Source organism: Methylobacterium sp. P3_A11 (assembly GCF_056403155.1).
On sequence record NZ_JBFUGA010000151.1, the window covers coordinates 1 to 10,381 of the forward strand.

General features: G+C 67.1%; 11 protein-coding genes. 3 read left to right on the forward strand and 8 right to left on the reverse strand.

The window, feature by feature from the left end:
- Positions 1–11 precede the first annotated feature (11 nt).
- On the reverse strand, positions 12–209 hold the full coding sequence (locus tag AC1DXK_RS28480; RefSeq protein ID WP_477299552.1) for a hypothetical protein: 198 nt from the start codon (positions 207–209) through the stop codon (positions 12–14).
- A gap of 12 nt (positions 210–221) precedes the next feature.
- Positions 222–425, reverse strand: coding sequence for a hypothetical protein (locus AC1DXK_RS28485; RefSeq protein WP_477299553.1), 204 nt, complete (start codon positions 423–425; stop codon positions 222–224).
- A gap of 445 nt (positions 426–870) precedes the next feature.
- On the opposite strand from AC1DXK_RS28485, the gene AC1DXK_RS28490 reads away from it, so the two are divergent.
- Positions 871–1,203, forward strand: coding sequence for a hypothetical protein (locus AC1DXK_RS28490; RefSeq protein WP_457107149.1), 333 nt, complete (start codon positions 871–873; stop codon positions 1,201–1,203).
- 613 nt (positions 1,204–1,816) lie between these two features.
- Here AC1DXK_RS28490 and AC1DXK_RS28495 read toward each other — a convergent pair.
- Entirely contained in the window at positions 1,817–2,089 is a 273-nt protein-coding gene (locus AC1DXK_RS28495) for a hypothetical protein (RefSeq protein WP_457107150.1), read from the reverse strand.
- Positions 2,090–2,363: 274 nt separating this feature from the next.
- Positions 2,364–2,693 carry a cupin domain-containing protein gene (locus AC1DXK_RS28500; protein WP_477299554.1) on the reverse strand — a complete coding sequence of 110 codons (330 nt, stop codon included), beginning with the start codon at positions 2,691–2,693 and terminating at the stop codon, positions 2,364–2,366.
- Between the two features lie 267 nt (positions 2,694–2,960).
- Here AC1DXK_RS28500 and AC1DXK_RS28505 point away from each other — a divergent pair, with 267 nt between their 5' ends.
- Positions 2,961–3,248 carry a hypothetical protein gene (locus AC1DXK_RS28505; RefSeq protein WP_457107152.1) on the forward strand — a complete coding sequence of 96 codons (288 nt, stop codon included), beginning with the start codon at positions 2,961–2,963 and terminating at the stop codon, positions 3,246–3,248.
- 521 nt (positions 3,249–3,769) lie between these two features.
- The gene (locus AC1DXK_RS28510) at positions 3,770–4,294 is read left to right on the forward strand and encodes a peptide deformylase (RefSeq protein ID WP_457107153.1); all 525 of its coding nucleotides are present in this window, start codon (positions 3,770–3,772) and stop codon (positions 4,292–4,294) included.
- A gap of 134 nt (positions 4,295–4,428) precedes the next feature.
- Here AC1DXK_RS28510 and AC1DXK_RS28515 read toward each other — a convergent pair whose 3' ends face one another.
- From AC1DXK_RS28515 to AC1DXK_RS28530, 4 genes are all read right to left on the reverse strand, one after another.
- A complete protein-coding gene (locus AC1DXK_RS28515) occupies positions 4,429–5,151 on the reverse strand; it encodes an ABC transporter ATP-binding protein (protein WP_457107154.1) in 723 nt (240 codons plus the stop codon).
- Positions 5,144–7,192 (reverse strand): branched-chain amino acid ABC transporter ATP-binding protein/permease, encoded by a 2,049-nt coding sequence (locus AC1DXK_RS28520; protein ID WP_477299555.1) that lies wholly within the window; start codon positions 7,190–7,192, stop codon positions 5,144–5,146. Before AC1DXK_RS28520 ends, AC1DXK_RS28515 begins: the two co-directional genes overlap by 8 nt.
- Before the next feature lie 38 nt (positions 7,193–7,230).
- On the reverse strand, positions 7,231–8,103 hold the full coding sequence (locus AC1DXK_RS28525; RefSeq protein ID WP_457107156.1) for a branched-chain amino acid ABC transporter permease: 873 nt from the start codon (positions 8,101–8,103) through the stop codon (positions 7,231–7,233).
- Positions 8,104–8,237: 134 nt separating this feature from the next.
- On the reverse strand, positions 8,238–9,449 hold the full coding sequence (locus tag AC1DXK_RS28530) for an ABC transporter substrate-binding protein (protein ID WP_477299556.1): 1,212 nt from the start codon (positions 9,447–9,449) through the stop codon (positions 8,238–8,240).
- Between the last annotated feature and the right edge of the window lie 932 nt (positions 9,450–10,381).

The following is a 10,381-nucleotide window of genomic DNA, read 5'->3' on the forward strand; positions in this document are numbered from 1 at the left end:
GTGCAGGGTCATCAGTGAGCCAGCTTAAATCCGACCTTGACCAGGATTTTCGAGGCGCTCTGGCGCGTGTGCAAGGCTCCCTGGCAAGCGATGGGGATCTGCTTGAACTTGTTCGACGGACAATCCATGGCTCGATGCGGTTCATAGAGCCGAACGGTACAATACAGGAGGCTCAGGCGCACATGATAGAGTGCGTCGATGGCCTGCAACAGCTTCTCCTGTCACCCGATGGCGCCAGCGACAGGCTCTTGGGCCAGATGCGGCGTGAGGCCTGCCAAGCCGTTGAAGCGCTGAAGCAGGCGATTTTCCAGCACGGATGCGCGTCCGCTGCGGCCGATCGCGTCGGCCTGGGTGTTCAAGGCAAGAGGATCTGATTGGATCTGACTGGATCGGGGACGAAGGACGAAGACGACGAGTTCGAGCATTCCCCTTCGGATCCTTCGCGCGCGACGGCGCGACGGTCGAGATCCATCGGGCACGCCGGCCTGCAGGCGCGGCGCACGGACGTCGTCCTCCACGCCGATTGCCCCATCGGTACGATGCGCTCTCGACGGATGCAGACGCACACGCCGTCCCGATCGCGATGGCCTAGACCGCCGGCCACAAACCTTCCGTCGGGGTTCGAGCAGAGATCCGAAGCTGACGACGGCATCAACGTGGAAAAAGCCCACGGCCAGCGGGGCGGGCTTCTCGGCTCCGGCATCGAAACGTCGGATGTCAGCCGAATCTGAAGCGAGAATTCTCCAGCCGTGATCGCAGGATGGCCCCGCGCGACAGGGCTGGCTGGGCTGAAGGTGCGGCGTCCAACCCTTGCCTTCGAACCACCCGACGCTGAAAGCGTTCAAGGCTCTCTACGACGAGGAGTACGGTATGAAGATCGGTTCGGCAGCTGTCCTGGGTTTGGCGCTCCTGAGCGGTGTCGCTCCCGCCTTGGCGCAGCCCTATGGCGGTCGCGATTACGGTTACGACCGTGGGGACTACGGGTCTCGCGACCGAGGCTACGGCGATCGTGACCGCCGCGATTACGACCGCGACTATGATCGAGCTCCGCGCGGCCAACGCGGCGACTATGCGTTCGATGAGCAGGAATATCTGCGCTGCAACCCGGATGTGCGGAGAGCTGTCATCAGCGGTGCGGTCAAATCCGGCCTGTTCCACTACCGGAAGGTCGGAATGGCGGAAGGTCGTCGACTGAGCTGCTGATCGACCGCGCATCACGCTGACGGAGCGGCTTCGCTCGGCGGCTGCCGGCGGGGCTGGAAAGCCTGGGCGGGCTGGTCGAGCCATCGCAAGCGCTGGCTCGACCAGCCGACGTGCACGAAGAAGCTGCGGCCGCCGGTGCCAAGCGGTCTGAGTCGGTCTCGTCAGAGGAGGATCCGGGTCCGGTCTGCGCGGAGTCGGTCGAGGGTTTCCGGTCAGGGCGATCCTCGCCGGTCCGCGGTCAAGCCGTCGACTGCAATCGGTGGGTCACCGCGATGAGCCCGGAAGACCGAGCCCGCGCCTCCCGCCCTCACAGCGTGGTTCAGGAGGGACTGACCATTCCACGCAACAGAACGGTCGCGCCCCGACGATGCTCATGTGCGCTGCCGCCGTCGCTGGGTGACACCCTCCCCGTGAGAGTGGCAGAGTCGCCGCTTGGGTTCGAGCGCGCTACCCGCGTCTGTGAGGACGCCGAGCCGTCATGTCGCCGGCAGCCTGTGTGCGACCCTGCCAATGGGTGAGCGCGACGACGAACAGGATCAGGACGAGACTGAGAGGGAACAACCAACGCATGGGCCGGAAACCGGGGCGTTGCGCCCCGGTTCCGACCGTCTGGCTATCGCGTCGGGGCCGCGGTGCTGCCGCCAGCGCCTATGCCGGGGCGCGCGGTCCCGGTCCCCGGCACTGTCGCCGCTCCGGCCGCCCCGGTCGTCGAGCCGGTGGTCGCACCGGCCGTTCCCTCGGTCGCCTTCTGTCCGTTGCTCTTCACGCTGCCGGGGTTGTTCATGTTGCCCGTGGCGCTGCCGCCGCCCGCAGGCTGCTGGGCATAGGCGGTGCCGGTCAGGGCCACCGCGAGGGCGGCCGCGATGCCGAATGTCTTGATGCGCATGTGCGTTTCCTCGGTTCGGCCCATCTTCGGGCTCCTAGGGCAACGCGGATCAGGTCGGACTGTTCTGTGCGGGCTCGGTGATTGCTGACGCCGGCAGGAATGAGCCCCTGCGCCATGGACCGGGGGGCAGCGAGCGCACGGGGCGTCCGGACCAAGGCCCGCTGACGTCACCCGGATCGGCGGTGATCGCCGTCGCGACACGGGCCGGGGGCGGACAGGGTGCAAGCCAACCCCATCCTCGGCCGGCGCCGCGCCGGCCCCGGTAGCCCGTCAGTCACGCCACGGGCTCCTGCAGGGGCTTCCACTTGTCGACCACGTAGACCGACAGGACCTTGATCGTCCTGTGACCGATCACGGTGTAGCCGGAGTGGTGGACGCCGCGCGGAATGACGCCGTGCTCGCCTGAGACGCGCTCCCGCGGCGGCCGACCCGCTTCCTGAACCGTTCCACCCTCCAGCACGAAGAACGTCTCCTCGCCATGATGGAAGTGACGCGGCGACATGGAGCCGGGCGGGAACTCCACCAGCTGTGTGATGATCTCGAGGTCCTCTCTGCCCGTCACCGTCGCGCGATCGAGATCGGCGCGCTTCACCTCTGGCGACATTGCGCCCTCCCCTCCAGCGCGCGTGCCGTCGCCCCATTGCTGAGCGGTATCGGTCTCATCGGCCGGCCGGCCCCGGGCAGCGGCCGGGATCGGCGAGGCAAGCGATCAGGGCTACCCCTCCAGGCAGCCGGGCCGACATATGGGCATCAGTCGCAGCCGCCACGCGAATACCTATTAAGTTCTATGGTGTTCAACGGTGCGTCTATGCTTGAGCGTCAAGATCATCGCGGTTCAGTGTAGCGCGACATCCTGAACAGGGACGCTGGCATGTGGACGCTGCTCGAGGACCCGCTCGGCCGTGCATTGTTGGCCCTCTTGACGAGCGATTACGGGCTGCCGGGCGATCCGCAACGGACCGTCCTCCTGCATGAGCTTCGACACCTTCGCGACGAGGCTGAAGTGCGGGGTGCGCCCGCACAGGTGAAAGGAGCGATCCGCTCGGCGCTCCTGGCGTTGCGCTTCGAATTCCCCGCCGCCTTCTCCGCAGGACCCACGCACGCCGCGAACGCCACTTTTGAGGGCGACGACGCTCCATCGGCGACTTCCTTTTTCTAAGTCAAAATTTCAATATCGGTGGTTTCGTTCGGGCTGCGAATCTAGCTTCGAGTGAAGTATCTATTTAGTAAAAAAGTGAAGATTTCTGTATCGATCCATCGAACTCGCAGCCTGCTGCGTCACCGTGATTGCATCGCAGGCAGCTGGCAGCTTCGATGCCGACCTGATGATGATTTCAATCGCTTGGGATATTAATTTTCCTGTCCGATCACTGTGGCATTGAGAAAAATGCAACTCCGGATCTGGTCCGGTCCGATCCTTGGAGAACGCCTTCCTCCATGCGGATGGCAAGGTCATCGGGTGGCGCGACCCAGGCAGACAAGCCGAGGGGCTGCGATGCCCGAGCCGAAGGAGGAGCCGGAGCTGTCCGAGCGACCGTAAGCGATACGAAGCGGTCGGCTGAGCCGGGGGGCGGCGACCGTTTCGGCATCGGTCTTCGTCCGCCTTGACGGTTCACCCCGCGGGCTTCCTTCGATAGCGAGGGGCGGGATTGCACACCCTCGCAGGCGGATAGACCAACCATGGCGGCTCGCGCCCTCCTCGTGTTTCCCGATCCTCGCCTCACGCTGCCGGCCGCCCCAGTCACCGACTTTGGGCCAACCCTCAAAGCCCTTGCCGACGATGTCCGGGACACGCTTGTGGCCGCCAATGCCCTCGGTCTGACGGCTCCCCATATCGGCGTTCCCGCGCGCCTCGTCGTGGCCCGGATGTCGCCGGAGGCGAGCCTGAGCGTCTACGTGAACCCGGCCATTTCCTGGGCATCGCCCGATACGGCGGCCCATGACGAGGGCAGCGTCAGCATGCCGGGGGTGCGAGAACGGATCACGCGGGCCGCCCGCATTCGTTTCCGCTATCTCGACCTCGACGGATCAGCCCACGCGGCCGAGGCGGAGGGCTTTCCGGCCGCGATCATCCAGCACGAGATCGATCAACTCGACGGTGTTTTCTGGATCGCCCGCTTGTCGCGCCTGAAGCGGGATCGGCTCGTGAAGCGGTTCGAGAAATTGCGACCGGTGCAATCCAGGCATCCGGCCGCAGGCACGTGACCGTCCAGCGCGCCGCGCCCGACGACCAGCGATCGAAGCGGTCGTAGGCCGTGCTGCGCGCGCCGCCTGCCGGGCGGCGTGGCCAGATCGGCCGTGGGCCGTGCCCTGGAACGGAAAGCCGCCCCGGCGGTGGATCAATGGCTGCCGCCGAGATACGCCGCCCGCACGGCCGGATCGTTGCGCATCTGCTGCGCCGGCCCCTGGAAGCGGATCCGACCGTTCTCCAGCACGTAGGCGTGGTCGGCGACGCCGAGCGCCGCCATGGCGAACTGCTCCACGAGCAGCATCGTCACCTGCTCGGCCTTGAGCAGGCGGATGATCCGAAAGACCTCCTCCACCAGCTTCGGGGCGAGCCCCATCGAGGGCTCGTCGAGGAGGAGGATCTCGGGCCGCAGCATCAGGGCGCGGCCCATGGCGAGCATCTGCTGCTCGCCGCCCGACAGCGTGCCGGCGAGCTGCGTGCGCCGCTCCTTGAGGCGGGGGAACATCTCGAAGGCCCGCTCGCGGTCGGCCGCGACGTCGCCCTTCGGCCGGGAGCCCGTCAGGCGGGGGAACGCACCGAGCGTCAGGTTGTCCTCGACCGAGAGCGTCGGGAACACGCGCCGTCCCTCGGGCGAATGGGCGAGGCCGGACCGGGCGACGTCGTGGCTGTCGAGGCCGCCGATCTCGCGCCCGTTCAGGCGGATCGAGCCCGCACGCGGGCGGATCATGCCCGACAGGGCGCGCATCGTGGTGGTCTTGCCGGCTCCGTTCGAGCCGATCAGCGCCACGACCTGACCCTTCGGCACCGCGAAATCGAGGCCGTGCAGAACCTCGACCTGGCCGTAACCAGCCGACAGTCCGGTGACCTCAAGCATGGGTCATCTCCTCGTCGGCGACCGGGCTGCCGAGATAGGCCTCGACCACCTTCGGGTCCGACTGCACCTCGCGGGCGTTGCCCTCCGCGATCTTGTGGCCGAAATCGAGGACGCTGACGCGGTCGCACAGGCCCATGACCACGTCCATGTGGTGCTCGATCAGGATCACCGTGATGCCGGCGTCCCGGATCTTGCGGATGATCGCCGTCAGCTCGGCGATGTCGGGGGCGGTGAGGCCCGCGGCGGGCTCGTCGAGGAGGAGCAGGACCGGGTCGAGGGCAAGGGCGCGGCCGATCTCGAGGAGCCGCTGCTTGCCGTAGGGCAGGTTGCGGGCCTCCACCTGCGCGAGGGCGCCGAGGCCCACGAAGTCGAGCATCGCCATGGCGCGGGCGCGCTGCTCGCGCTCCTCCCGGCGCCGACGCGGCGTCCCGAGGATCGCGTCGAACAGGGTGCCGCGGAAGCTGTGGTGGAGACCGACCAGCACGTTCTCGAGCGCCGTCATCTCGCGGAACAGCTGCACGTTCTGGAAGGTGCGGGCGACACCGGCGGCGGCGATCTCGGAGGGCGTGCGCCCGTCGAGGCGCTTCGAGCCCTGGCCGCGGGCGAGGGTCACGCTGCCCCCGGTCGGCCGGTAGATGCCGGTGAGCACGTTCATCATCGTGCTCTTGCCGGAGCCGTTCGGCCCGATCAGCCCGTGGATCGTGCCCGGCCGGACCACGAGGTTCACGCCGGCCAGGGCCTTGAGGCCGCCGAACTGCATCAGGACCTGATCGACCGTGAGCAGCGGATCGGCGCCCCGGCCGCCGCTCTGGACGCTGAGCGCCGCGCCCTCGGCGTGGAGGCTCTTGCCCTCGGCGGTGTGGGCCGGGCGCAGGGCCGGGATCTTCTCGCGGACGAAGCCCACGATCCCGTCCGGCAGGTAGTACACCACGAACAGGATCATCAGGCCGAACACCGTCAGGCGGAAGTCGGTGACGGATTCGAGCAGCAGGGTCGCGGGCAGGAAGGCGAGGCAGAGTCCGACCGGCACCAGCAGGGCGAACCGGTTCTCCTGGCGGCGCAGGAAGGCCAGGCCGCCCACGACCAGCGCGGACAGCGCGATGATTCCCGCCATGATCCGCACGAGGCCGATATCGGCGAGCACGTTCGGCATCATCACGATGATCGCAGAGCCGATGATCGGCCCCGCCCGCGACTTGCGCCCGCCCATCGTGACAGCGAGCAGGAACAGCACGGTCAGTTCGAACCCGTAGGAGTTCGGCGCCACGTAGCGCTCCGACCACGCGAACAGGGCGCCCGCGAGGCCCGCCAGCGCCGCCGAGATCACGAAGGCGTAGACCTTGTAGCGGTAGACGCTGACGCCCATGCAGTCGCAGGCGATCGGCGAGTCGCGCAGCGCTTCGAAGGCCCGGCCGTAGGGCGAGCGGACCACGCGGTTGACCACCAGGATCGTGGCCAGCAGCGCGAGGCAGACGACGTAATAGAATTCGAGCTTGCGCCCGGCCGCACCCCAGGGGGCCTGGAGGCCGAGGAGCGAGAAGTCGAGGACGCGGGCCGGCGGCAGCGTGATGCCGAGCGGGCCGTTCGTCAGGGGCGTCAGCTCGTTGATGAAGATCTGGATGATGGTGCCGAAGGCCAGCGTCACCATGGCGAGGTAGGGGCCGGTGACCCGCAGGGCCGGCACGGCGAGCAGCAGCCCGAAAGCCGAGGTCACGCCGATTCCCGCCAGGATGCCCCACCACAGGCCGAGCTTGAAGTGCAGGAACAGCACCGCCGCCGAATAGGCGCCGACGCCGAACAAGCCGGCATGGCCGAGGCTCACCTGCCCGGTGTAGCCGACCACGATGTCGAGCCCGAGGATCAGGATCGCGTAGATCGCGATCACCACCATCAGGTGGATGTAGTACGAGCTCGTGACCACATGCGGGAAGACGGCGAGGCCGACGACCAGAAGCACGGCGCCGAGGACGCCCATGTGGCGCGACAGGCTGGGGGCGGCCGCCGGGGCGGGCGCTTCGGCGGGGGCGAGGGTCTGCGCCATGGCTCAGGCTGCCGTGAGGATTGCGCGGGCGGTCACGGTCAGACCTTCTTGATGACGGCCTTGCCGAACAGGCCGACCGGGCGGATGGAGAGGACGACGAGGAGCAGGATCAGGCCCGGCACGTCCTTGTAGCCGGTCGAGATGTAGAAGCCGGTCAGCGTCTCCGCGACGCCGAGGATCAGGCCGCCGACGATGACGCCGAGGCCGGATTCGAGGCCGCCGATGATCGCCACCGCGAAGGCCTTCAGGGCCAGGACGGAACCCATCGTGGCGCCGGTGAGCGTCACGGGCGCCACGAGCACGCCCGCGAAGGCCGCCGTCATGGCACTGATCGAGTACGACAGGGTGATCACCTTCTGGGTGTTGATGCCCATCAGGCCGGCGGCGTCGATGTCGTTGGAGGTGGCGACGACCGCCTTCCCCCAGATCGACTTGCGATTGAAGATCTCGACGGCGAGCATCATCAGCAGCGCGCCCGCGACGATCATCAGCTCCATCGGCAGGATGCGCACGCCGCCGACCTGGAGGGCCGTCTCGGGGAGCGGGGATGGGAATTTCAGGTCGTCGCGGCCCCAGACGTTCTCGGCGACGTTCTTGAAGATGATGCCGAGCGCGATGGTCGCCATGATCCACCCGTACTCGGACTTGATCTTCACGGCCGGGCGCACGCCGAGCCGCTCGACCACGGCCCCGAGGGCGAAGCCGAAGACCAGGACCAGCGGGATCATCAGCCAGTAGCCGACGAACGGCACCAGGGTGAGGCCGAACAGGGCTCCGAGCGCCAGCGCCTCGCCCTGGCCGAAATTGAGCGTCTTCGAGGTCGCGAAGGTGAGCTGATAGCCGAACGCGATGGCGGCGTAGATCATGCCGACCGCGACGCCGGAGGCGATGAGCTGGAGCAGGATTTCCATGGGATCGCTGTCACCGGAGGAGCGTGCGGTCGCCCGGCGGGTGCCGCGGGACCGCTCTGCGCAGCGCCGGCAGACGAGACGCCGCCGACTCGGAAGGGGACGCCGCGACCCTGACGGCCGCGGCGTCCGGACCCTCAGTTCGAGGACTTCTCCTTGAGGCGGACGACGCCGGCATTCTTGGCATCCTCGGCTTTGTCGTAGACGATCTTGCCGTCCTGCACCTTCCCGAACACGACCATGTTGCGCGAGATCGCGTTATGGTCCTTGGCGGTGAAGGGCTTGTCGTAGGTGGTGACCACGCCCTCGACCTTCTCGTTCAGGTTCTCGAGGGCGGCACGGATCTTCGGGCCGTCGGTGCCGCCGGCCTGCTTGATCGCCGCGGCGAGGAGGTAGACCGAGTCGTAGGCCTGGGCACCGGCCACGGGGGTCGGGATCTTCGTCACGCCGTAGGTCTTGTAGTAGTTCTCCAGGAACGCCTTGCGCTTCGGCAGGGTCCCATCCTCGATGAAGGTCTGGGGCATGATCACGCCGTTGCCGTTCGCGCCAGCGATGTCGATGAAGCTCTGCATCGAGGACGGCCAGCTTGTGATCATCGGCACCTTCCAGCCGAGCTTGGACATGCCGTTGGCGATCTGGGCCAGCTCCGGCCCGATTCCGTAGGCGAGGATCACCTCGGCGCCGGCCTGCTGCGCCTTGAGCAGCTGGGCCGTCATGTCGACGTCCTTGATGTTGAACTTCTCGACCGCGACGGGCTTCACGTTCTTGGTCGCCAGGTACTTCTCGATGTCCTCGCGGCCGAGCTGGCCGTAATTGGTCGAGTCGGCGAGGACCGCGATCTTCTTGTGGCCCTGCGCGAGGGCCTCGTCGACCATCAGGCCGGCCTGGAGCACGTCGTAGGCGGAGTTCCGGAAGACGTAGTTCGCGTCGTAATCCGGCTCCTTGAACTGGTTGGTGATGATCGTCCCGGTGKCGACGTTGTTGAACACCGGGATCTCGGCTTCCTGATAGAAGCGCTGGGCGGCCAGCGCGACGCCGGTGTTGATGAATCCGACGGTGGCGACCACCTTCTCCTTGTTGATCAGTTCCTGCGCGACCTGCGCGCCGACTTCGTTCTTGGCCTCGTCGTCGCGCTCGATCAGCTGGATCGGCCGGCCGAGGACGCCGCCGGCCTTGTTGATCTCGGCCGCGGCGAGCTTGGCGCCGTCCCGCATCGAAACGCCCATCGAAGACGAGCCCCCCGTAAAGGGGCCGCTCAGCCCGATCTTGATCGGGTCCGCGGCCCGCGCCGGGGCCGACACCATGGTGACCAGCAGCAACGCAGCTGCCGCGCGACCTGCGAAGACCATCGTTTCCTCTCCAAGATTCCGCTCGCGCGGCATGCCCTTCAGCGTGGCACTCTGGCCGGCTGATTTCCTTTAGACGGAACGAGACGTCAAGCTGTCGCCGTGATGAATGCAGGACGATTTCTACAAATTGTACGAATTGGGTCACTGCAAATGCAACGCGCAGACAAATTGACGCCCGCCGCGCGGCCGAACGGATTAACGCTGCCTCCGCTTCGTGGCGCACCGGCACGACCCTTTGCGCCGGATCCGACAGCCGGCGGTTGTTGTCCCCACCCTCGGATGATCCGCCGGAGAGCACGACGCCGGAAGGGGCACAGCGGCGCCAACGTCGCGCTCGGTGTCGTCGATGTCGCGTGAAAGGCGGGATCGCACCAGGGCAGGCATGCACCAGGTCGCGCACGGCGCGCTCCACCCTCCACTCCGAGACCTGGCACCAGACCCGGTCAGAGAGGGGCGGCTCGGGCTCGTCGATTCCGGACGGGTCCTGGTTAACCGTCCAGCACACGCCGTGTGCCGCCGGCGGGGTCCAAGGTCAGCCGATCGGCTCACAGACCTTCCGGAGCAGGGCCGCCATCCGCTGAAGCAATTCAGCGCGCGTTCATTTCGCCGAAGTCCATTAAATTCGGTTTCATTCTCCAGCCCGGCGCCTTTTGCCGGCCCGGTGGAACGCGATCGCCGCACATGCCGTGAAATTGACTTTCCCTGAGGCCGCGAAACCGGAACGGTCCGTTTCCCCTTGGTGTTTCAGACCGCGTCCCGGTGGCCCTTTCGAGGGCGGCCGCCGGCGTTGTTCCTGAAAGGATCTCGTCAATGGATAAGACAGTCGCTGGCCTGATCGGGGCCGTCACGCTCCTGGCCGCTGCCGACCCGGCCCAGGCAGCCATGCCAGCCGCGACCGGCCTGAAGGCGGCCATGCAGGTCGAGAGCTACGC

What these genes read in the sequence shown, in the direction of transcription:
- AC1DXK_RS28485 (WP_477299553.1), bottom strand. Translation starts at nt 425, where the DNA reads ATGCTCGAACTCGTCGTCTTCGTCCTTCGTCCCCGATCCAGTCAGATC.
- AC1DXK_RS28490 (WP_457107149.1), top strand. Translation starts at nt 871, where the DNA reads ATGAAGATCGGTTCGGCAGCTGTCCTGGGTTTGGCGCTCCTGAGCGGT.
- AC1DXK_RS28495 (WP_457107150.1), bottom strand. Translation starts at nt 2,089, where the DNA reads ATGCGCATCAAGACATTCGGCATCGCGGCCGCCCTCGCGGTGGCCCTG.
- AC1DXK_RS28500 (WP_477299554.1), bottom strand. Translation starts at nt 2,693, where the DNA reads ATGTCGCCAGAGGTGAAGCGCGCCGATCTCGATCGCGCGACGGTGACG.
- AC1DXK_RS28505 (WP_457107152.1), top strand. Translation starts at nt 2,961, where the DNA reads ATGTGGACGCTGCTCGAGGACCCGCTCGGCCGTGCATTGTTGGCCCTC.
- AC1DXK_RS28510 (WP_457107153.1), top strand. Translation starts at nt 3,770, where the DNA reads ATGGCGGCTCGCGCCCTCCTCGTGTTTCCCGATCCTCGCCTCACGCTG.
- AC1DXK_RS28515 (WP_457107154.1), bottom strand. Translation starts at nt 5,151, where the DNA reads ATGCTTGAGGTCACCGGACTGTCGGCTGGTTACGGCCAGGTCGAGGTT.
- AC1DXK_RS28520 (WP_477299555.1), bottom strand. Translation starts at nt 7,192, where the DNA reads ATGGCGCAGACCCTCGCCCCCGCCGAAGCGCCCGCCCCGGCGGCCGCC.
- AC1DXK_RS28525 (WP_457107156.1), bottom strand. Translation starts at nt 8,103, where the DNA reads ATGGAAATCCTGCTCCAGCTCATCGCCTCCGGCGTCGCGGTCGGCATG.